This window comes from Gorillibacterium terrae, from assembly GCF_051594785.1.
Taxonomy (GTDB): Bacteria; Bacillota; Bacilli; order Paenibacillales; family NBRC-103111; genus Gorillibacterium.
On sequence record NZ_JBPPGI010000001.1, the window covers coordinates 1,464,917 to 1,485,670 of the forward strand.

17 protein-coding genes, 1 pseudogene and 1 other annotated feature are annotated in these 20,754 nt (G+C 59.9%); of the genes and pseudogenes, 12 read left to right on the forward strand and 6 right to left on the reverse strand.

From position 1 onward, the window contains the following. Positions 1-92: 92 nt before the first annotated feature. Positions 93-1,280, reverse strand: coding sequence for an enoyl-ACP reductase FabV (gene fabV / locus ACSEXS_RS06225; protein WP_438432296.1), 1,188 nt, complete (start codon positions 1,278-1,280; stop codon positions 93-95). A gap of 320 nt (positions 1,281-1,600) precedes the next feature. Further along, positions 1,601-2,356 carry a GNAT family N-acetyltransferase gene (locus ACSEXS_RS06230; RefSeq protein WP_438432297.1) on the reverse strand — a complete coding sequence of 252 codons (756 nt, stop codon included), beginning with the start codon at positions 2,354-2,356 and terminating at the stop codon, positions 1,601-1,603. 351 nt (positions 2,357-2,707) lie between these two features. Here ACSEXS_RS06230 and ytfJ point away from each other — a divergent pair. Beyond that, positions 2,708-3,154, forward strand: a pseudogene (gene ytfJ, locus ACSEXS_RS06235) (GerW family sporulation protein); the annotation flags it as partial. 289 nt (positions 3,155-3,443) lie between these two features. On the opposite strand, the gene ACSEXS_RS06240 reads toward ytfJ, so the two are convergent. After that, complete coding sequence (locus tag ACSEXS_RS06240; protein ID WP_438432298.1) at positions 3,444-4,253, reverse strand: helix-turn-helix domain-containing protein; 810 nt, start codon at positions 4,251-4,253, stop codon at positions 3,444-3,446. Between the two features lie 114 nt (positions 4,254-4,367). Between ACSEXS_RS06240 and ACSEXS_RS06245 the strand changes: the two genes are divergently transcribed. The 7 genes from ACSEXS_RS06245 (at position 4,368) to ACSEXS_RS06275 (ending at position 12,784) form a co-directional block, all read left to right on the forward strand. Further along, on the forward strand, positions 4,368-6,605 hold the full coding sequence (locus ACSEXS_RS06245; RefSeq protein WP_438432299.1) for an FAD-dependent oxidoreductase: 2,238 nt from the start codon (positions 4,368-4,370) through the stop codon (positions 6,603-6,605). Between the two features lie 183 nt (positions 6,606-6,788). After that, entirely contained in the window at positions 6,789-8,060 is a 1,272-nt protein-coding gene (locus ACSEXS_RS06250) for a D-alanyl-D-alanine carboxypeptidase family protein (protein ID WP_438432300.1), read from the forward strand. A gap of 3 nt (positions 8,061-8,063) precedes the next feature. Continuing rightward, positions 8,064-8,663 carry a nucleoside recognition domain-containing protein gene (locus tag ACSEXS_RS06255; RefSeq protein ID WP_438432301.1) on the forward strand — a complete coding sequence of 200 codons (600 nt, stop codon included), beginning with the start codon at positions 8,064-8,066 and terminating at the stop codon, positions 8,661-8,663. Between the two features lie 3 nt (positions 8,664-8,666). Next, the gene (locus ACSEXS_RS06260; protein ID WP_438432302.1) at positions 8,667-9,200 is read left to right on the forward strand and encodes a spore maturation protein; all 534 of its coding nucleotides are present in this window, start codon (positions 8,667-8,669) and stop codon (positions 9,198-9,200) included. A 152-nt stretch (positions 9,201-9,352) separates the two neighbouring features. Next, positions 9,353-10,129, forward strand: a complete 777-nt coding sequence (locus tag ACSEXS_RS06265; protein ID WP_438432303.1) for a pseudouridine synthase — start codon at positions 9,353-9,355, stop codon at positions 10,127-10,129. 133 nt (positions 10,130-10,262) lie between these two features. Next, positions 10,263-10,979, forward strand: a complete 717-nt coding sequence (locus ACSEXS_RS06270; protein ID WP_438432304.1) for a response regulator transcription factor — start codon at positions 10,263-10,265, stop codon at positions 10,977-10,979. Then, positions 10,979-12,784, forward strand: a complete 1,806-nt coding sequence (locus ACSEXS_RS06275) for a HAMP domain-containing sensor histidine kinase (protein ID WP_438432305.1) — start codon at positions 10,979-10,981, stop codon at positions 12,782-12,784. Before ACSEXS_RS06270 ends, ACSEXS_RS06275 begins: the two co-directional genes overlap by 1 nt. A 164-nt stretch (positions 12,785-12,948) precedes the next feature. On the opposite strand, the gene serA is transcribed toward ACSEXS_RS06275, so the two are convergent. Further along, complete coding sequence (gene serA, locus ACSEXS_RS06280) at positions 12,949-14,535, reverse strand: phosphoglycerate dehydrogenase (protein WP_438432306.1); 1,587 nt, start codon at positions 14,533-14,535, stop codon at positions 12,949-12,951. Positions 14,536-14,617: 82 nt separating this feature from the next. Then, positions 14,618-14,853, reverse strand: a binding site (T-box leader). A 151-nt stretch (positions 14,854-15,004) separates the two neighbouring features. Next, entirely contained in the window at positions 15,005-15,922 is a 918-nt protein-coding gene (locus ACSEXS_RS06285; RefSeq protein ID WP_438432307.1) for a hypothetical protein, read from the reverse strand. 87 nt (positions 15,923-16,009) lie between these two features. On the opposite strand from ACSEXS_RS06285, the gene ACSEXS_RS06290 reads away from it, so the two are divergent. After that, positions 16,010-16,612 (forward strand): CPBP family intramembrane glutamic endopeptidase, encoded by a 603-nt coding sequence (locus tag ACSEXS_RS06290; RefSeq protein WP_438432308.1) that lies wholly within the window; start codon positions 16,010-16,012, stop codon positions 16,610-16,612. A 111-nt stretch (positions 16,613-16,723) separates the two neighbouring features. Here ACSEXS_RS06290 and ACSEXS_RS06295 read toward each other — a convergent pair whose 3' ends face one another. Then, the gene (locus ACSEXS_RS06295; RefSeq protein WP_438432309.1) at positions 16,724-17,587 is read right to left on the reverse strand and encodes a polysaccharide deacetylase family protein; all 864 of its coding nucleotides are present in this window, start codon (positions 17,585-17,587) and stop codon (positions 16,724-16,726) included. Positions 17,588-17,805: 218 nt separating this feature from the next. Between ACSEXS_RS06295 and ACSEXS_RS06300 the strand changes: the two genes are divergently transcribed. The 3 genes from ACSEXS_RS06300 to ACSEXS_RS06310 all read left to right on the forward strand — a co-directional run bounded on the left by ACSEXS_RS06300 (position 17,806) and on the right by ACSEXS_RS06310 (position 20,712). After that, positions 17,806-18,099 (forward strand): hypothetical protein, encoded by a 294-nt coding sequence (locus tag ACSEXS_RS06300; protein WP_438432310.1) that lies wholly within the window; start codon positions 17,806-17,808, stop codon positions 18,097-18,099. A gap of 336 nt (positions 18,100-18,435) precedes the next feature. Then, positions 18,436-19,035, forward strand: a complete 600-nt coding sequence (locus ACSEXS_RS06305) for a genetic competence negative regulator (RefSeq protein WP_438432311.1) — start codon at positions 18,436-18,438, stop codon at positions 19,033-19,035. A 138-nt stretch (positions 19,036-19,173) separates the two neighbouring features. Next, the gene (locus tag ACSEXS_RS06310) at positions 19,174-20,712 is read left to right on the forward strand and encodes a DnaB-like helicase C-terminal domain-containing protein (protein WP_438432312.1); all 1,539 of its coding nucleotides are present in this window, start codon (positions 19,174-19,176) and stop codon (positions 20,710-20,712) included. Positions 20,713-20,754: the final 42 nt, after the last annotated feature.

The following is a 20,754-nucleotide window of genomic DNA, read 5'->3' on the forward strand; positions in this document are numbered from 1 at the left end:
GGAAATAACGCCATCCACGACGAAAAGGAAGCCGGGAAGACCTGAAGGTCCTCCCGGCTTCCTTTTTTTGAACGGGAATCGAATCCCGTGGATCAGCCTCGGGTCAGCGGAACGTTCGGCTCGACGTCTGCCTCGTAATCGACGCCGGGAATGCCGAAGCCGAACAGGCGGAGGAAATCGTTGCGGTACCCCTCCAGATCGGCAAGCTCGTTCAGGTTGTCGACGCTGATCTGCTCCCAGAGGGAGTCGACCTCGCGCTGAACATCCTCTCGCATCTCCCAGTCGTCGATGCGGATGCGTCCGGCTTCATCAACTGCCGGCTCGGCCGCGTATAGGCGGTCGGCATAGAGCCGGTACATCTGCTCGATGGTGCCCTCGTGCAGCCCCTTATCCTTCATGACCTTGAACAGCAAAGAGATGTAGAGCGGGACGATCGGAATCGCCGAGCTCGATTGGGTGACGAGCGCTTTGTTGACGGATACGACGGCTCCGCCGCCTACCGCATCGTCCAGCGCCCGGTCGAGCTTGAGCGCGGTCGCTTCCAGATCGTTCTTGGAACGGCCGATCGTGCCTTCCCGGTAGATGGGATAGGTGATCTTGGGGCCAATGTAGGAATACGCAACCGTTTTGGCGCCTTCCGCCAGCACGCCGGCTTCGAGGAGATCGCGAATCCAGAACTCCCAATCCTCGCCCCCCATGACGGCGACCGTCTGGCGGATTTCGTCCTCCGTGGCCGGGGGAACCGAGACGGTGGAGACGGCTCCGGTCATGAAGTTGACCGTTTTGTTCTCATACGCTTGACCGATCGGCTTGATGACCGACGTATAGGTTTCGCCCGTCTTTGGATGGGTCCGCCGGGGAGAGGCGAGGCTGTAGACCACCAGATCGACTTGACCCAGCTTTTCCTTGATCAGGGCGATCGTCTCCTGCTTGATCTCGTCGGAAAAAGCGTTGCCGTTAATGCTTTCGGCGACGAGCCCTTCCGCGCGGGCGGCTTGTTCAAAGGCGGCGGTGTTGTACCAGCCTGCGGAGGCCGTGCGGTCCTTTTCCGCCGGACGCTCGAAGAAGACGCCAATCGTGTCTGCGCCGAAGCCGAATGCGGCGGCGATGCGGCTCGCGAGGCCGAAGCCCGTCGAGGCTCCGATGACGAGCACCCGCTTGGGGCCGTTCAATTTGGGCTTACCTTGTATGTACCGGATCTGCTCCGCGACCTGCTTGGCGCAGCCTTCGGGATGTGCGTTCGTGCAGATAAATCCGCGGATTTTCGGTTGAATGACCATCGGGATTCTCCTTTGTCGGATGTGACGTTCTGCCGCGCGGGCAGCGGGTTGTTTGCTTCGTGTTCCAGTATACCATGTCCCGCGCGACTTTGCCGACGGGTTCACGCATTCAGAAGCAAGAAAATGATCCGCTTTTCCCGCGCCGCGTCCAATATCGGCGTGGAATATCGTCGATTTTGGCATAGTTCGCGTAATCCGTCTTGGCCCATTCGAACTGAGAGTGCTTTAGTCCATGCCGAACCTTCGTTACGATTTTCTTCACTGTAGCTTCATTCGTCTTCCCGTCGATCTTCTCTGCCATCCCAATCCCTTTTGCAGATTCAATAGCATTGAAAGCCTAACGATTGGTACAGCTTCTTGCTTCCGCTTGCCGCTCTCAGCGTGATAATACGCGCTCCCGCGGCGAACGCGTCTTCTATGGCTCGGTTGCAAGCGGCTTGAGCCAAGCCTTTCCGGCGGAATTCCGGCTCGGTCGAGACGAATTCGAGCGAATCGTCGCCATGGTGATGCAAAATGGCCGCTGTTGCGGCGAGAGAGGAGCCGTAATAACCCGAGTAGCAAGATAACGCTCCCGAGCTCCACAGGTGAAGGTGATGGTCGGGATGCAGGACGGGGAAGCCGCCGCTCATCACCCGATTGCTCTGGTCGACCCAACGTTTGAAATCCGCTTCATGCAGCACTTTCCTGACCGAGACCGGGTAGCAAGTCTCCGGAAAGGAAATTCTTTGTCCGGGGAGGAGCGCCATATTGGCCTCTTCCTCTTCCTCTCCTTGCCTGTTCCCGGAGGCGGATGCTAGCCGTTGGTTTACTTTCTCCATCACCGGCCCGGGAAGATTCCCCCAATAGATTGGGCCTCCCGCTTTGAACACGCGGTCCAAGCCCTCCTCGATCTCTGCCTCCGTCAATCCTTCCACCCGAAAATCAAACCGGATCGAGATGCCGCATTCTCCCGACTTGGGACGGATAAGGGAGCAAATGCCTTCCTCCACCTGTTCCATATGCACCGCGTCGGCCAATCGGCGCAGATAAGTAACGCCGCCTTGCACAATTTGCTCGGCTATCTGTACATTATCCATCCGGAACCTTCCTCTCCTGCTAGCAGGTTGTTAAATTGTACATGGGGAGACGAACAGCGTCTATCACCAGGGTTAAAATCATCGATTCTTCGCAACTCGGCTTATGGGAGGAGGACCGTTTCACCCGAGCCATTGCGCAATACGAAGGGGCTGCCGCTTTGCTAACGCGGCTGTCTCAGCTCTTGCCCCTCCGTAGAGAGACCGACGGCGAGTTGGACGGAAACAGAAGAGGTCGGAGCATTAAAGACGATTGGCGACTGTCCTTCCTCCCGGCGCATATTCCCAGGGCCGTTTAGGGCATTATATAGAAAGCACTTACGACATCTTTCTGACACCGAGGAGGAAAACGATATGTCCGACCATCCCATTCAGGGACTCATGAAGACGGCCATGGAACAGATCACGGAAATGGTCAACGTCAATACCATTGTCGGCGACGCCATTGAAACCGGTGACGGCGACGTCATCATGCCGATCTCCCGCGTCAATTTCGGCTTCGCGGCAGGCGGCAGCGACTTCAACACGCAGAAGGAAGAGGGAGAAGAAGCGAAGAATGCGTCCGTCCAGCTTCCGTTCGGCGGCGGCAGCGGCGGCGGCGTCTCCATTACGCCGATCGCCTTCCTGGTTGTAGGCAAGCAAGGCGTCCGGGTGGTGCCGCTGGATAACCAGACCCACCTCGTCGAGCGTCTGATCGACTCCGCTCCGCAGGTGGTGGACCGGATTCAGGGACTGCTGCAGAGCTTCGGAGCCGACAGTGCCAAGAACCGTACGGCCGGCGCGGGCGTAAGCGGCAGCACCTTCTCGGCCGGTCCGGTTCCGGGAAACGGTTCGGGCTCATCTGCATCCGGTGGATATACTGGCAGCGGCAGCAGCAGCAGCGGAAACAGCGGCAGTTTCGGCGGATATTCAGGCATGGGCAGCTCGGGCAGCGGCTTTAGCAATGCCTCCGAGGTGCAGCCGTTCTCGTCCGCAGACAATTCGGCCAGCGTGTCCTCGCTGACCAGCGTCAATCCGAAGCCGGATTTTCAGTAACAAACGGGCCTTCTACAAAAACGCCTTCTCCAAACGGGGAGGGCGTTTTGCTTCTTCACAGCCGGTGCGCTTTGCGGTATGCCGAAGGGCTGGTCCCGAGCCGAACCGAAAACGCGCGGCTGAGCGAGAAGCCGGATTCGTAGCCGCACCGTTCGGCGATCTCGCCGACGGTCAGGGAGGTCTCGGCCAGCATCCGGCAAGCCTCGGAGAGTCGGACGGAGCGAAGGTAATCGGACGGCAGCCGGTGGTAAGCGGCGCGGAACCGGCGGGTGAACTGCACGGGGCTGAAGCCGAGCCGGGCGGCCAGCTCGTTCAACGAGACTTCTCCGCCGGCCAGCGTCCGGATTTCCTCCGCCGCGCGGTCCATCAACGCGTCCCCCGACGGAGCGGGCAGCGGACTGGCGGCCCGGCGTTCCTCCTGCTCCATTTCGTAGAGCTGGAACAGGTCCCGGAGCAAATGCGCCGAATGGTTCAGCGAACTCAGGTCCGGATAATCCCGTGCGGCCCGCCGCAGGTAGCCGTAGGTGGATTTCAATCGGACGCGGTCCGCCAAGCGAATTCTTCGCTTCGGGAAGAGTGCCGCCATTTCCTCATCGGGACGGTTCCATTCCACATGCAGAACGTGAAACGACAGCGGCGTGACGGTTTCCCTGCCGAATTCTTCACCCGGCGGACAGAGGACGAGATCGCCCGCTACCGCCGTCCCGCTCACAGAGCCTACGCGGTAGCGGAATTCTCCTTCTTCCACGGCAAAGATCGCCCATTGGTCGTAGACATCGGCGGACAGCAAAAAGCTGGGCTTGCGGTCCCAGTAAATGTGGCCGGTTACCCGGGCAACGAGCTCGGCGATCGGTTCCGTCCCCATGCTTGTCTTTCCCCCTTAAAGTGAAATTACCGTTATCATAGATGAAGCAATCGGCTATGTAAAGTAAGCGAAGGATCGAATACTCTGAAATCACCGATATGATGAGGTGAGGTCATGAGAGAAGAAACCATCCGCAGCGACATTGCGGTCATCGGCGGCGGTCTTGCGGGCGTCACGGCGGCGATCGCCGCCGCCCGCCTGGGGCGATCCGTCTCGCTGGTGCAAAACCGCCCGATGCTGGGCGGCAACTCCAGCAGCGAAATTCGCGTTTGGGTATGCGGGGCCACCGGCCACGGCGCCAACCGCTATGCGCGGGAAACCGGCATTATGGGCGAGCTGTTCCTGGAGAATCAGTACCGCAACCCGGAAGGAAATCCTTATCTGTGGGATTCCGTGCTGCTCGACGCGGTGTTGGCGGAGCCAAACCTCCGGCTGTTTCTGAACACCGACGTGCATGAGGTCGAAGCCGGGGAAGAGGAGGGCGGCCGGCAAATCCGGTCGGTTACGGGCTGGATGATGGGCTCCGAGCGCAGAATCCGGTTCGTCAGCGAACGCTTCCTGGACTGCACCGGCGACGGGCTTGTCGGCTTCCTCGCCGGAGCCGATTACCGCATCGGCCGGGAAGCGAAGGCGGAATTCGGAGAGGATTGGGCGCCCGATCAACCGGATGCGGTCACGTTGGGCAGCACCCTGCTGTTCTACACGAAGGATACCGGCCGCCCGGTCCGGTACGTGGCTCCGAGTTTCGCGAAGGATATCGCGAAGACCTCGATCCCCGTTAACCGGGTGATTCGCAGCGGCGATTCAGGCTGCCATTACTGGTGGATCGAGTTCGGAGGCGACCGCGATGCGGTGACGGACAATGAAGCCATCCGCGACGAGCTGTCCTCCGTGATCTATGGAATCTGGGACTACATCAAGAATTCCGGCAAGTTCGATGCCGAGACGCTGACCTTGGAATGGGTAGGTTCCCTGCCGGGCAAGCGGGAATACCGCCGGTTCATCGGCGATTATACCCTGACCCAGAATGACATCCTCGCGCAGACACCGTTCGAGGACGGCATCGCCTTCGGCGGCTGGTCGATCGATCTGCACCCTCCGGGGGGGATGTACGCCGAGGAGAGCGGCTCCAAGCACAAGTTCGCCGACGGCGTCTACACGATTCCGTACCGGAGTCTCTATTCACGCAACGTCGGCAATCTGCTGTTCGCCGGGCGCAATATCAGTGCCTCGCATGTCGCCTTCGGTACGACGCGGGTGATGGCGACCTGCGCGCTGCTCGGCGAAGCTGCCGGGACGGCGGCGGCGCTGTCAGTCGAGCGCGGTGTCAGCCCCCGCGGCCTGTACCGCAGCCACCTGAGCGAGCTGCGGCAGACCCTGCTGCGCCAGGACGCCTCGGTGATCGGCTATGCCAACGCCGACCCCGCCGACCTGGCGCGCCGCGCAGCCGTCCGCTCGTCGGGCTCGCTGCGGCGGCTCGCTCTGGAGAAGCCGTCCGGCGGGTTCTTCCCGCTTGACGCCGACGCGGCGGTGCTCCTTCCGGTCGATCCCCGCTTGGATCGGCTGGAGCTTCGGGTGCAGGCGGCAGAGAACACCCGCCTGTGCGTGGAACTGTGGGACACCGCTCGGCCGGAGAATTACGTCCCGCACGAGCGGGTAGCCGAAGCGGCGTGCGAGCTGGAGGCGGGCGAAGGCTGGGCTTCCTTGCCGCTCTCCTGGACTCCGTCCGGGGCACGGAACGGGTTCGTCATCATCCGCCGCAACCCGGCGGTCCGGCTGTGCTTGGCGGAGGATACGCAGAGCGGCATGCTGATGTTCCGCAGCGTGAAGCAGCCGATCGAGAACCAATTCCGGCTCGACGACCCGATTAAGCGCTGGCCGGCCGTTAACCGCACGCTGCCCTGCCTGAGGGTGTTTCCCGATACGGCGGCCTTCTCGGCGGAGAAGCTGCTGGACGGATACGTTCGTCCGTTTGGCGGTCCGCATTTGTGGATCTCGGCCAATCCGGTTGCGGGCCAAGAAGCTCCGTGGGCAGCCTTGGAATGGGAAAGTCCGGTTGCGATCAAGCGGGTCCTCCTGACGTTCAACGACGACGTGAACGAGGACCTGATCAACCTTCACCACCACGAAACGCCGTTTCCGGTCATTCCCGAGCTTGTGCGCGGATACCGGCTGGAGGCGCTCGTGAAGGGAGAATGGCGAGAGCTTGCCCGAGTCGCCGATAACCGGCGGCGGCGGAGAGTCCACGTGCTGGACCAGCCGGTTCAGGCTTCGGCTCTGCGGCTGGTTGTCGACGAAACCAACGGCGCGCCGCTTGCCGAAGTGTTCGAAATTCGGGTTTACGGCGAATAACCGAGTGAATGGCGAATAACCTGCTTCATCCAGCATAACCGACCGTCCGGCGCGAGCCGGACGGTTTTTGCCCATTCCGGCCATAGCTCCTCTATCGACTGCCGTGGCTTCGACGGACATGTTCCCGCCCGTCCGGGCATATAGTGGAGTAAAACGAATCACGAAGAGACCGGGAGTGAAACCATGAGCCGTATTCTGCTATGCCTAGCCGCTTTCGCGCTTCTCCTGCAAGCGGCCTTCCCCGCGGCGGGCCTGGCCACCGGAGCGGACAGGCTTGCCGCCGCCGGGCTTAAAGCGGCGCCGTCCGCACCGAGTCCAAGCGGGGCGGCCCTGCAGACGAACGCCGAAGCGGCGGCCCTGATCGACGTGTCGTCGGGGCGGATTCTCTACAGCAAGGCCGGCGACAAGCGGATGAGGATCGCCAGCACGACCAAGATCATGACCGCGATCATTGCCATCGAGAACGGCCGCTTGTCGGACAAGGTGACCGTGGGCAAGAACGCCTTCGGCAAGGAGGGTTCCTCCATCTATCTGAAGCTGGGCGAGGAGATCAGCCTGAACGATCTGCTCTACGGCCTTATGCTCCGCTCCGGCAACGACGCCGCCACGGCCATCGCCGAGCATGTCGGGGGCTCGCAGGAGGGCTTCGTGTACCTGATGAACCGCAAGGCCGAAGAGATCGGCATGACCCGGTCGCATTTCTCCAACCCGAGCGGTCTCGATGCCGACGATCATTATTCCACCGCCGACGACATGGCTCGCCTGGCCGCTTACGCGCTGAAGAATTCCGTTTTCCGCGAGATCGTCAAGACCAAGACGAAGCGGGTGTCGCGCGAAGGCGAGTCCTGGGACACGGTCTGGACCAACAAGAACAAGATGCTGTCGCTGTACCCGGGCTCGGACGGGGTCAAGACCGGCTTTACGAAGCTGTCCCGCCGCTGTCTCGTCAGCTCGGCTACCCGGGACGGCCAGCAGCTTGCGGCCGTCACGCTGAACGACGGCAGCGACTGGGCCGATCACAGCCGGATGCTCGATTACGGGTATAAGCACTACCCGCAGACGCTCGCCGTCAAAAAGGGCGAGGATCTGGGGCAGGGCTACACGGCCGCCGAAGATTTCGCATATCCGCTCGCCGAAGGCGAGTCGCTGGAGCGGAAGCTGCTGCCGACGAACCCGAAGAGCGTCGATTACCGCCTGGGCGACCGGGGCGCGCTGGAGCTCTCATTTGCCGGGCAGAAGGTCGGAAGCGTACCCCTGGCCGTTCCGGCTCCAACCGCTCCCGGCAAAACCGGCAAGCCCACCACGGGCGATCAGCCGACCGGCCGCTTCAGCGAGGTCGGGGAGCCGACGGCCGCGGGCGTCGTTCAAGAGCGGCGGAGCGGCTGGCTGCAGCGGTGGTCGCACACCCTGGCCGACGTCCTGCTCGCATTGATTCCGGGCGGAGGGGGGAGCTGAACGATGGTCAATTACATCTGGCTGTTTTTCATCGTCGTCGGCTTCGCGGTGGCCGCCGTCAACGGTCGGATCGATGTGGTGACCAAGGCGGTATTCGAGGGAGCGGAGACCGGGGTCACCGTCTCCCTCGGCCTTATCAGCATTTTGACCTTCTGGATGGGCATGATGCGGATCGCCGAGGAGGGGGGACTGCTCCGGGTCATCTCCCGGCTGCTCCGGCCGGTGATCCGTTTTCTGTTTCCGAGCGTTCCGATCAATCACCCGGCGGCGGGGTATATCATGTCCAACATGAGCGCCAATCTGCTCGGACTCGGTAATGCGGCGACGCCGATGGGAATCAAGGCGATGCAAGAGCTGCAGAACCTGAACCCGAACAAGGACCGTGCGAGTCCGGCAATGAGCACCCTGCTCGCGCTGAATACGGCGAGCATCACCCTCATTCCGACGACGCTCATCGCCATTCGGATGAACTTGCATTCCGGCAATCCCGCCGAGATCATCGGCACGACGCTGCTTGCGACGGCGGTATCCACCGCTGCGGCCATCCTCGTCGACCGCTGGTACCGCAAGCGGGAGGCCAAGCCGCCGGAGGAAGGAGGATAACCCATGTACGGCTTGATCAGCGCCATTTCCGCCTGGGCTATTCCCGTGCTCCTGGTGTTCATTCCGCTCTATTCGGCCTTCCGCAAGGTTCCGGTCTACGAATCGTTCGTGGAAGGGGCAAAGGACGGCTTTCAGACGGCGGTCGCCATCATTCCGTCGCTCGTCGGCATGATGGTGGCGATCAGCGTATTTCGGGTGTCGGGCGCCATGGACATGCTGGTCGGAGTGCTGAAGCCGGTGCTGGACTGGGCCGGCATTCCCGGCGAGGTTCTGCCGCTGGCCATTCTGCGGCCGATCACCGGAGCGGGCTCGCTCGCGTTCACGACGGACCTGATGAAGCACTTCGGTCCGGATTCGCTGATCGGCCGGATCGCTTCCACCGTGCAAGGCAGCACCGACACCACGTTGTATGTCATCACCGTGTATTTCGGGGCCGTCGGCATCCGCAAGGCGGGGTACGCGCTCAAAGTGGGCTTGATCAGCGACGTTATCGGTTTCATCGCATCCGTGGCGGTTTGTTACTTGGTATTTGGCTGATCCGGCCATTCCGGCCATTCCGCCTCCTGTCGGCCGAACGCCTCGCATGCGGCGATCCTCCGGGCATTCAGCAGGGTTTCCTCCGGGAAGCCCTGTTTTGCTTGTGATTTCGGCTTCAACTGGGTATGATTACGAATGAGGTGAAGCGCGACATGGAACGTCTGCAGAAGGTGCTGGCCGCGGCCGGCGTCGCATCAAGACGAAAATGCGAAGAAATTATCAGCTCCGGCCGGGTGAAAGTGAATGGCACCGTGGTCAAGGAGCTTGGAGTTAAGGTCGATCCCAAGGAAGATGTCATTCTGGTGGACGACAAGCCGATCAAGCATGAGAAAACGCTCTATCTTCTGCTGAACAAGCCGAAGGGCGTCATCACGAGCGCCAAGGATACGAAAGGCCGCAAGGTCGTAGCGGACTACCTGCCCGGCATCAAGGAGCGGGTCTATCCGGTGGGCCGGTTGGATTATGATACGGAAGGGCTGCTCATTCTGACCAACGACGGCGAATTCGCCTACCTGCTGACCCATCCCCGCCACCACGTTCCCCGCACATACCGGGCTACGGTGGAAGGAACGCCGCACGGAAGCGTGCTCGAAAAATTGGCCAAGGGCATCAAGCTGGAGGACGGCATGACCGCCCCGGCGATCGTCGATTATCACGACGTCAATCCGGAGAAGAAGGAAACCGTTATCTCCATCACCATCTTCGAAGGCCGCAACCGGCAGGTCCGGCGGATGTTCGAAGCCGTTCATTACCCGGTCATCCGGCTCAAGCGCATTCAATACGGGCCGCTGCATTTGGGCAACCTGGCCCGCGGTCAGTTCCGCCACCTGACTCCCCAGGAGGTCGCCGAGCTGCGCAAAGCCGCATTGGAGGCGGAAGGTCCGCCGGCTCCGGAGGGAGCGACACAATCCGTTCAAAAAAAGAATTAACGAATTCGCCAAAATTCGCTATAATGAGGGAAGATTTGAATATTCCGTGACAGCGGCCGGCGGCTTTGGACAAGGCTCCTGGAACGGGGAAACCTCAGACATTTCACCCGGACGGTTTGGAAGGAGCTTTTTTATGGCAGAGATGAACGAAAGCATATTGGTCGTGGACGACGAAGAGCGGATTCGCCGGCTGCTTCGCATGTACCTGGAGAAGGAAGGCTATGCCATCGATGAGGCGGAGGACGGGGAGACCGCCCTGCAAAAGGCCATCGACCACGACTATGATCTCATTCTGCTCGATTTGATGCTGCCGGGAATGGATGGCCTGGAGGTGTGCGCACGGCTTCGCCAGTTTAAGGCGACGCCCGTGATCATGCTGACCGCCAAGGGAGAGGAATCAAACCGGGTGCAGGGCTTCGAGGCGGGAACCGACGATTATGTGGTCAAGCCCTTCAGTCCCCGCGAAGTCATCTATCGGGTCAAGGCCATCCTTCGCCGTTCCTCGGCAACCGCCTACCTCTCCAAGGGAGGCAATTCCAGCAATAATATCGTATTCCCTCATCTGCTGATCGAGCACGACGCCCACCGCGTGACGGCGGGCGGGCAGGAGATTGCCCTGACCCCGAAGGAATACGAGCTGCTGCATTATTTGGCGGTCTCGCCGGACAAGGTATTCTCCCGCGAGGAACTGCTGAAGGACGTATGGAACTACGAATTCTTCGGCGATCTCCGCACGGTGGACACCCACGTCAAGCGACTGCGCGAAAAGCTGAACAAGGTTTCTCCGGACGCCGCCGCCATGATTACCACCGTCTGGGGAGTCGGCTACAAGCTGGAGGTTCCCAAATAATGCTCCTGTTCAGGAGCGTCGTCGGCAAGCTCTGGATGACCATCATCGCACTGGTGGCTGTGGTGTTGATCATCCTGGGCTTGTTTCTTTTTCGTTACATCGATACGAGCTTTCCCGATCAGTCGGGCTCGCTTCTGAACACGGCGGAGAAGCTGGCCGACCTGTACCGCGAGCACGGCGGCGACCCGGCCTTCGCGGAAAGCGCCGGGGAAATCCTGTCGGCGGAGGACGCGGGGGTTGCGGTCCTCGAGCTTAGCAAACCGATGGGAGAGAGCCTGCTCGCGTTCGGCGGCTCGTCCGTTCCCGCGGATCAGGTATTCAGCAAGGGGGAGCAGCAGGCGATTCGAAGCGGCGACCGAATCAAGGCGAGCTATCGGCCGCCGGGCGAAGAGGGGGCGGGGTACCTGCTCGTCACCGTTCCCGCCATGGTGCAGGATGGCGATACCTTGACGCACAGCCTCGTGCTCTATCAGTCGAAGAAGAGCATCGAGGACCTGCAATCCTACGTTAAACGAATCTTCGTCTACGTCTGCATCGTCGGCTTTCTGCTGACCACGTCGTTCGGCTTCTTCCTCATCACCCGGATCAACCGGCCCTTGATCGAGCTGCAGAAGGCGGCCGAGAACATCCGAACCGGGGATTACAAGCGGCGGGTGGTCATTCACTCCCGGGACGAGATCGGCGAGCTGGGCACCACCTTCAACCTGATGGCCCGGCAGCTCGACTCCACGATCCGGGACCTGCAGCTGCAAAAGGACAACCTGGCGAGCGTGCTGCGCAGCATGGCGGACGCGGTCATCTCGTTCGATACCGACGGCCGGATCATCTTCCTCAACCCGAACGGGGAGAAGCTGCTCGCCGATTGGTCCCGGTACCAGTCCGATGAGCCGGAAGAGGAAGAAGCTTTCGAAGAGCCGGAGAATGTGATTCCCGGCCCGCTTCGCCCGCTGTTCCAGTCGGCCACGGAGGGCACCAAGGAAATCGCCGCCCGCCTCCATGTGGAGAAGGAGGTCTGGTCTGCGGTGATGGCTCCGTTGTATTCCGGCGAGACGGTGCGGGGAGCCGTCGTGGTGATGCGGGACGTAACGGAGGAATACCGCGCCGAGAAGATGAAGACCGACTTCGTCGCCAACGTGTCCCACGAGCTGCGAACGCCGCTCTCCATGCTGCAGGGATACAGCGAAGCGCTCGTCGACGACATCCCCGGCACGCCGGAGGAGCGCAAGGAGCTCGCCCAGGTCATTTACGACGAGTCGCTTCGCATGGGCCGGCTGGTCCGCGACCTGCTCGACCTGTCCCGCCTGGAGACCGGGCACATGGAGATGCATTTCCGCGAAATCGGCGCTCACCAGCTGCTCGCCCGCATGCAGCGGAAATTCGCGGCGCTTTGCCGGGACAAGGGCATCGAGCTGGCGCTGGCGTTCACCCCGAACGCGGAGATTCAGATCCGCGGCGACGAAGACCGGCTGGAACAGGTGCTGACCAACCTGATCGACAATGCCATCCGGCATACTCCGTCGGGTGCGGCGATTCGGCTTCGATCGTACCCGGCTCTGCTCAAAGGGGAGCCGGCCCTCACCCTGGAAGTGGAGGATGAAGGGGAAGGCATTCCCGCCGACGACCTTCCTTATGTGTTCGAGCGGTTTTACAAGGCCGACAAAGCGCGCAAGCGGGGAAGCACGGGCGGAACCGGCCTGGGACTTGCCATCGCCCGCAACATCGCCGAGCTGCACAAGGGAGTTATCGAGGTTCGCAGCACGCTGGGCAAGGGAACAACGTTCACGCTCATCGTTCCGCTTAAGTAAGCGGGCAAGCGATGCCTTTGCGCTTCAATAGCCGAAGATAGACAAAAAGCGGGACCTTTTCCAGGTCCCGCTTTTGTTTCACCTTGTACGGAGTAGCGAACGATTGGCTTTCCTGCCGCTTAGGGGAAGGAAATCTTGTTGCCCGTGAAACAAACCGAGCTTCTTTAGAGCGTCAATTCTTTAACTTTGTCAATATCATCCAGTTTCTCCAGTTCATCAAGCACCGGCTTGTCGGCGTGCTTGTCGACGGTCAGCACCATGATGGCGCGTCCGCCGACGTCCTTGCGCCCGACCTGCATGGAGGCGATGTTGACATCCCGCGTGCCGAGCAGGGTTCCGACCTTGCCGATGAGCCCGGGCTTGTCGGTGTGCGAGATCAGCAAGAGGGTCCCTTCCGGTGCGATATCCACCGGGTAGTCGTTGACCTTGACGATCCGTTCGCCGTAGCCCGCGAGCAGCGTACCGGCCAGCGTCAGCTCACCGGCCTTCGTCTTCAGCGTGACGGTGACGAGGTTCTTATAATTGTCCGCGGTGGCCGTCTTCTGAACGAGGACGTTGACGCCGCGGGATTTGGCCAAGTGCGTGGCGTTGACGAGATTGACCTCGTTCCCGAGGTGCGCCGTTAGAACACCCTTTACGACATACCGGGTGAGCGGATTCGTGTCGAGCTCCATCAGCTCGCCCGAGTAAGTGACGACGACATCCGTCACCGGCGCTTCCGCCATGCGGGCGACGAACAGACCGAGCTTCTCGCCGAGCTTGAAGAAGGGCTGAAGCTTGTTGAGCACGACCGCCGGAACCGGAGGCATGTTGACCGCGTTCTTATAGGGCTGGTCGCGGAGAATGTTGAGCACCTCTTCCGACACGTCGATGGCGACATTCTCCTGCGCTTCCACCGTGGAGGCACCGAGATGGGGGGTCACGATGATGTTCGGATGCTTCGCAAAGGGATGATCGGCCGGCAGCGGCTCCTGGGTGAACACGTCGAAGGCGGCGCCCGCTACGATGCCTTCCTCGACTGCGGCCACCAGCGCTTCCTCGTTGACGATGCCGCCGCGGGCGCAGTTGATGATGCGCACGCCGCGCTTCATCTTGGCGAACTGCTCGCGGTCGAGGATGTTGCGCGTATCGTTGGTCAGCGGAGTATGAACGGTAATGAAGTCAGCCTGCTCGACGATGTCCTCCACCGTGGCGGCGGTGACGCCCAGCTTCTCGGCGCGCTCCTCGGTCAGATACGGATCGTACCCGAGCACGCTCATGCCGAAGGCTTTGGCCCGTTTGGCCACTTCGCTGCCGATGCGGCCCATGCCGATAATGCCCAGCGTCTTGCCCCGCAGCTCGACTCCGACGAAGGTCTTCCGGTCCCACACGCCGCCGGTCGTCTTCTTGTACGCCTGCGGGATCATCCGGGCGGTGGCCATCATCATGGCGAAGGACAACTCGGCGGTGGCGATGGTGTTGCCGTCCGGCGCGTTGACGACCACGATTCCCTTTTGGGTGGCGGCTTCCAGGTTGATGTTGTCCACTCCGACTCCGGCCCGGCCAATCACCTTAAGGCGGGGAGCCGCCGCCATGATCTTCTCGGTCACCTTCGTCTGGCTGCGGACGAGCAGGGCATCGTATTCGCCGATAATGGCGACGAGTTCGTCCTCGCTGAGGCCCGTCTTCTTGTCCACCTGCACGTCTGTCGCGTCGTGAAGCTGCTGAATCCCCAGGTCGCTGATCGGATCCGAAACCAATACCTTAAACATCTTGTTACCCCTCCTCAACATGGTTAAATGCCGGCCTGTCAAAAAAGCTCCCGTCCTCACACGGAAACGGAAATCTTCCATGTGAAGGGACGAGAGCTCAACTTCGCGGTGCCACCCTTGGTTTGCCGTTTCTGCTCGCGCAGAAAGGCCTCACGGTCTGAATCAGACCCAGACAGGTAACGGTGTCTTACCGGCGGAGTTTACTTAAGGGTTCAACTCCGCAGCTCGGGATTGCTCCACGCCCTTCGCCACACCGGCTCGCACCAACCGCCGGTTCTCTGGGAAGCTCCAGACGTTTCCTTCCGTCATCGCTCTTGCGAACATCGATTTTTCCATACTTTATCACGTTGATGTAAGGGTGTCAATACGGAGAAACGAAATAAAAATTCATTGATCAGGGCGAAATAGCCTGGTTTTCAGCAAATAACCGAATGATTCGACATAATCATCATCTTAATGTTCGTCCTGTTTAGGAGAAGAACGGGATGAGCGGCAGAATTTCCTTGGAGTAGCGCTTGGCCTTGAGACGAGTGAAATCCTCCGGGCGAACCGCACCGGTCGCGCTGAGAATTTCGACCGCATCCTGGACGGAATTCAGCTTCATCTTCGACGAGTGCCCGTCCGATACCAGCATATCGATTTGCGCGGCGAGGTCCTGTGGCGCATAATTGGAGAAGAGCGGCCCATCGGCCAACAGCTTCGCCAGGTATTGGTTCTTCTGGTTCAAGCTGAGGCTGTTCCAGCTCTTAAGCGAAAGGACCTTCTCGCCAAGCAGATCGGAATGCTTAAGCTCGGGCACCTGGGTTTTGTTCCACTCCAGAATGGCGGAGTAATACTCCTCCTGGGCCGTCAGCGCGAACCGCTTGGCTTCGGTCAAGCCGGCGTCCTTGTCCAAGACCGACGCAAGCTTCGTCCCGCTCTGCAGCGCGGTGCTGCCCTCATAATCGGCCAGCTCTTGCGAGAAGAGCTTCAAGCTCTTGAGCAGGTCCTTCTGGGCATCCTGCAAGAGCGGAGAGTTTGCCGGCATGGAGCCTTCCGCCGCGCGTTCATAGGAGCTGTCCGCCTGCTTGCGGAGCTCGGCGAGAATGGCGCCCGTCTCCTTGCTCGTCGCCGCATTATCCAGGGCGGCCAAACCGTCGAACCAGGCCGTACGGAAATCCTCATAGGGAAGATAGGCCAGATGGTAATAGGAAGCGAGACTCGACTGATCATACGCTCCGGCTTCGGAGCGGACTTTATCCTTGTCGGCCAGCAGCGTTTTGTATTTGGCTTCCGCTTTGTCGGTGCCGGCCAAGAAGCCGTAAAAGAAAGCCACGGCCACGCAAACCAACATAAAAATAAAGGACATGACGAATGCGTATTCCGTTCGGGACCATTGTTTTCTCAAGGGGAGCACCTTCTGTTTTTTCTTCCAGTATAGGAGAATAAACGGAAAATGGGAATACATCTTTCGACATTGTAGGGTAGACTAGGCATGAAGAAATGGGATATTCGTAAGATCAAGCTGAAAAGCATGTCGATCGACGAGATAGACGAGCGGCTGCTGCTGATCAACCTGTACATTACCCAACTGCTGACCTTCTTGGTCGGCTCCGGGCTGACGCTCCTTCAGAAAAATGCGTTCTGGACCCTGTTTCCGCTCAAGCTGCCCGCCATGCTGCTCTGGGGAGCGGGGCTGGCGGCGGCCGTAATCGCTGCGGATATGCTCGTGTCCCGGCTCGTCAAGGAAGACATCTCCGAGGACGGCGGAGTCAATGAAATGCTGTTTGCCAATCGCCCGCTCTGGCATATCGCCCTCATCTGCCTCGTCGTAGCCTTCTGCGAGGAAATCCTGTTCCGCGGAGCCGTCCAGCAATGGTTCGGCCCCTATTGGACGAGCATTCTGTTTGCGGCGATCCACGTCCGTTATCTTCAGCATTGGCTGATGACCGGACTGGTCTTTGGCATCAGCTATGGACTCGGATGGAGTTATGTTCATACCGGAACGCTGTGGACGCCGGTCATCGCGCACTTCCTGATCGACTTCATCATGGGCTGTCTGATCCGCTATGCCAAGTCATCCGGTTCTTCCGAATGACCGACAGAGCTCGCGGCAAGTTTAAAGCAAAAGCTCCGGCCGCCTCGTTCGTCGAGGGGCCGGAGCTTTTTGGGTGAGTAAGTGAAAACGAATAGCATTAGGTCTCAGGACTCAGTTCGTCGGCTGCGGGATTTCAATCCGGTTCGGATCGAGGAAGCTGTAGCCCTTGGCTTCCAGCTTCGTCAGCAGATCGTCGAGCGCCTCCGCCGTCCAGGCCGTCTCATGCATCAGAATGTTCGAGCCCGAATGGAGCTGGTCCATGACGTTCTTGATGATCTTCGCATGCTTATCGGGGGTGCTGGTCTTCATCGTCCAGTCGAGCGAGCCGTTCGACCAATTCATCCGCAGAATGCCTTCCTTCTTCAGCTTGGCGAGCAGGTATTCGTTGGACAAGCCGTTCGGCGGCCGCATGAACACCGGGGCGCTGCCGATCAGTTCCTCGACCTGTTTCTGCACGGTGTCGATCTGATAATCGATGGAGGAGTTTGATTCTTCGCTCAGATGAATGTGATCGTACGAATGATTGCCGATCACCTGTCCCCGCTCGTGAATGACCTTGAGCAGCTCAGGGTGTTCTTTGATCCGATAGCCGTTCACAAAGAAGATCGCCTTAGCCTTATGCTGATCAAGCGTGTCGAGGAGGGGCATCAGCGTCTCCTCCGCTTTCGGACCGTCGTCGAAGGTAAGCAGAATCACCTTTTTGTTGCCGTCCTCCCGAATCGGCACGACGTCGTAGTTCTTGTTCAGCCGGTAATCCGCGGTTTGCGCCGGGGAAGGAGAGGGAGAAGGAGTCGCTGCGACGGACGGACTCGGCGTTGCGGTCGGTGCGGTCGACGGTGCGATGGAGGCCGGAGGCGTCGATCCGGCCGCAGCCGAAGGTGAGGACACTTCTCCTGAAGTCTCCCGCGCACCGCATGCCGATAGCGCGAGTGCGATGAGGGCGGCGGAGCTTAACGCCATAAGCGGTTTTTTCATGGGAATCACCTTTGTCGATTTTTCGGTTCGTTTCGTCATTATACCACAAGTCGGTGCAACGGGTTTCCGCCGGGGGAACCATCTTCGTGCCGCGAGCGGATGCTTTGGCGCCGATTTCGTTGGCCGGACTCCCCTTTCCTTTAATTCACTCGCATAGGTCATTCCTTCCGGTAAATGCTAGCTGTGTAGTCTTTACACATCAAAGGAGGCAGAGGCATATGCGTTTAAGCGGATTTCTCGTCGGCACGGTTGTCGGCGTCCTTGCTACCCGTTACATGATGCAGGGAGGGAAGCTTTCCCGGATCGTTCCCAGCATGGCCGGCGTCGGCAGCAGCGCAGGCAAAGCGATGGGGCAGGTCATCTTCAACCGCAGTTCGGCGGATAAGGAGCACGCTCAAGAAGGCAAGGGAATGGGCCAGGTCGGCGATCTGGTGAACCGCGATCCGGCCGTCAAGGCTCAGGTGAGCGAAATCCTGCGGGAAAACAACCGGTCGGCGGAGGAGCTTCATTAAGTTCGAAGCTCCGATTGCCGGCCCGGGGCGGAACGGGTGCAGCCTTAGCGATGGCTATGGGCGCACCCGTTCTTATACCCTCAAATAACACAATTCCAAACGGGGAATTGTGTTATTTTTCCGTTGCGGGTTTAATAAGTTGTAACAGTTGGTCCGCTTCGGCTTTAGGGACTCCTCAACTCATTTTCCAAACCGGAATGCGGCATGATATAATAGACTTATTCAGATAGAAAGCTTGTGTGTATGCCAGCACCATTGCCACCGGATTTCATAATCTGTAGAAAGAGACATTCGTTCGGCCATCCCCCAAAGCATGAAGGAAAAGGAGGATCCTGTATGAAAATAGAACGACTCGGTGCCGATAAAATAAGGATTTTCCTTACATTCGATGATTTGACGGAGCGTGGAATCAAGAAGGACGATATGTGGCGGGAAGTACCGAAGGTTCACGAGCTGTTCAGCGAGATGATGGAGCAGGCTTACTCCGAGCTCGGCTTTGATGCAAGCGGTCCTCTGGCGGTCGAAGTGTTCGCGCTTCCGGCTCAGGGTATGGTCGTCATCGTGACGCGCAGCAAGAACGACGAGCGGGAGGAAGACCGCTTCGAAGACGAAGACGGGTACGAAATGGAAGTAACCCTGGAGCACAGCGACGTGATCGCTTACGCGTTCCGCGATCTGGAGGACCTCATTCGCATGGCCAATGTCATCCAGTCGGGATGGAACCCGGGCGGAACCCTCTACTCCTACCAGGATCGATACGTTCTGTTGTTCGATACGCCCGACTTCGACGAGAATGAACCGAAATATCAAGCCCTTATCGCTATCTTATCCGAATACGGGGAAGCGACCTCCGTCACCCAGGCGGTCCTCGCGGAATACGGCAAGACCGTCATCGCCGAAGACGCCGTCGGCGTGCTGTGCGCCCATTTTCATTGATCCGCTCGCACGTTCCCCTAACGCCATAAAGCCTTCGATCCCGCCGAACGGGTTCGGGGGCTTTTTCGCATGGGGCGGTTTTGGGTAAGAAGTCGCGTGCAAGAAGCGCGCCATTTCACCGATAAGGAGGAAACGATCATGCCGAGCCTGAAGCCCATCCGCGAGCTCGCGGATCATCCCAACTACGACCTGGAGCAGCTTACGGAGCATTACCACCGGCAACTCGACCGGCAGGCGGAACGCTTTTTGGAGGAGCGCGGAATTGAGGAACAGACTGCCGAAGAATTTCGGATCGGCTTCGAATCCGGCCGCTTCGGCTTTTATATCCGGGAGAACGGCCTCTCGGACTATTTCGAGGACCGCCTCATCGTTCCCCTCGTCAGCCCCGAGGGGGTGATCGTCGATCTCGTCGGACGGGCGCTCGATAACCGCGATCCGTTGTATAAATCCCTGTACGGGGTTGAAGATTTCCTGTTCAACGAAAAGGCCCTGATGGATTCGGAGGAGGTCGTGCTGGTCTCGGACATGCTGGATGCCCTGACCCTCATTCAAGCCGAGCTGCCTGCGGTTTGCCTGCCCAACTCGCTGATCTTCAAAGAATCCCATGCCGAGCGCTTCGCCGGCAAACGGGTCTTCCTCTGCCTCAGCAACGATGAAGCGGGGAGAAGGGAGAGCGTGCGCATCGAGGCGATCCTGAAGGAAAAAGCGAGCGAAATCTACCGCCTGCGCCTGCCGGAGAAGGTGAGAACCGTCAACGAGCTGTTCGTGCGCAAGGAGCATCCTCTGGAGGAGTTCCGCGCCATTCTCCAAGAGGCGGTGGACGATGCCATCAAGGCCTCCATCGCATCGGATCATAAATACCTTACCGTCTTCCGCGAAGAGTACGACAAGCGCCGCAGCGAGCCGGAAGGCAAGGCCAGGACCGGCATCGCCGGCCTTGACCAGATTCTCGGCGGGGGCCTCGCGAGAGGCCTGTATCTCCTGCGGGGCGGCATGAACAGCGGCAAGAGCACCTTGATGAAGCAGATGGCCGACGGCATGTCGGCTGCCGGACATCCGGTGGTGTACGTCTCCTGGGATTTGACCCCGTTCGAGCTGTGGGCGAAGAGTGTCTCCCGTGTACTGGGAGTCCCGGCTTGGGAGGTGCTCGAAGGGGAGATCGAGCCGGATCGCATCGAGGAAGCGAACCAAAGCATTGACCGCATCAGCAAGCTGCAGTGGACGCTGGAGGCGAGCCTCGGCACGGAGCTCGCCGACATTTGCGAGTACGTCGAGAAGATTGCGCTCCAGGCGGGCAAGCCGCCGATCGTGTTCATGGACCCTTTTCAGCGGTTGGTGTATGCGGCCTTGCGCAAGGGGGAGGTTCGCCAGCCGGCCCATTATGTGCTGTATCAGCTGAAGGAATGGTCGCGCGAATGGAATGCCGTTATCATGACGGCGGTCTCCGAGTCCGTCCAGGATGCGCCGATGCGGGAAGTGATCGGGCAGACGGCCGACGGGATTCTCGCCATCGAACACGGCAAACCGGAGGAGGGGGGACAGACGCGCACAAGCATTCGCGTGGAAAAGAACCGCAGGGGCCACCGCGGTCGAGCGAGCGTGCTGTTTTGCCGGGAAAAAGCGGCGTTTTTCGATATTTCCGCGCCGTCGCGGCCGACGGGGAACGGAGAAGAATAGCACGGCGGCGGAATACACGGTATAATAGAGGTATTTTAAAGA

What these genes read in the sequence shown, in the direction of transcription:
- fabV (WP_438432296.1), bottom strand. Translation starts at nt 1,280, where the DNA reads ATGGTCATTCAACCGAAAATCCGCGGATTTATCTGCACGAACGCACAT.
- ACSEXS_RS06230 (WP_438432297.1), bottom strand. Translation starts at nt 2,356, where the DNA reads ATGGATAATGTACAGATAGCCGAGCAAATTGTGCAAGGCGGCGTTACT.
- ACSEXS_RS06240 (WP_438432298.1), bottom strand. Translation starts at nt 4,253, where the DNA reads ATGGGGACGGAACCGATCGCCGAGCTCGTTGCCCGGGTAACCGGCCAC.
- ACSEXS_RS06245 (WP_438432299.1), top strand. Translation starts at nt 4,368, where the DNA reads ATGAGAGAAGAAACCATCCGCAGCGACATTGCGGTCATCGGCGGCGGT.
- ACSEXS_RS06250 (WP_438432300.1), top strand. Translation starts at nt 6,789, where the DNA reads ATGAGCCGTATTCTGCTATGCCTAGCCGCTTTCGCGCTTCTCCTGCAA.
- ACSEXS_RS06255 (WP_438432301.1), top strand. Translation starts at nt 8,064, where the DNA reads ATGGTCAATTACATCTGGCTGTTTTTCATCGTCGTCGGCTTCGCGGTG.
- ACSEXS_RS06260 (WP_438432302.1), top strand. Translation starts at nt 8,667, where the DNA reads ATGTACGGCTTGATCAGCGCCATTTCCGCCTGGGCTATTCCCGTGCTC.
- ACSEXS_RS06265 (WP_438432303.1), top strand. Translation starts at nt 9,353, where the DNA reads ATGGAACGTCTGCAGAAGGTGCTGGCCGCGGCCGGCGTCGCATCAAGA.
- ACSEXS_RS06270 (WP_438432304.1), top strand. Translation starts at nt 10,263, where the DNA reads ATGGCAGAGATGAACGAAAGCATATTGGTCGTGGACGACGAAGAGCGG.
- ACSEXS_RS06275 (WP_438432305.1), top strand. Translation starts at nt 10,979, where the DNA reads ATGCTCCTGTTCAGGAGCGTCGTCGGCAAGCTCTGGATGACCATCATC.
- serA (WP_438432306.1), bottom strand. Translation starts at nt 14,535, where the DNA reads ATGTTTAAGGTATTGGTTTCGGATCCGATCAGCGACCTGGGGATTCAG.
- ACSEXS_RS06290 (WP_438432308.1), top strand. Translation starts at nt 16,010, where the DNA reads ATGAAGAAATGGGATATTCGTAAGATCAAGCTGAAAAGCATGTCGATC.
- ACSEXS_RS06295 (WP_438432309.1), bottom strand. Translation starts at nt 17,587, where the DNA reads ATGAAAAAACCGCTTATGGCGTTAAGCTCCGCCGCCCTCATCGCACTC.
- ACSEXS_RS06300 (WP_438432310.1), top strand. Translation starts at nt 17,806, where the DNA reads ATGCGTTTAAGCGGATTTCTCGTCGGCACGGTTGTCGGCGTCCTTGCT.
- ACSEXS_RS06305 (WP_438432311.1), top strand. Translation starts at nt 18,436, where the DNA reads ATGAAAATAGAACGACTCGGTGCCGATAAAATAAGGATTTTCCTTACA.
- ACSEXS_RS06310 (WP_438432312.1), top strand. Translation starts at nt 19,174, where the DNA reads ATGCCGAGCCTGAAGCCCATCCGCGAGCTCGCGGATCATCCCAACTAC.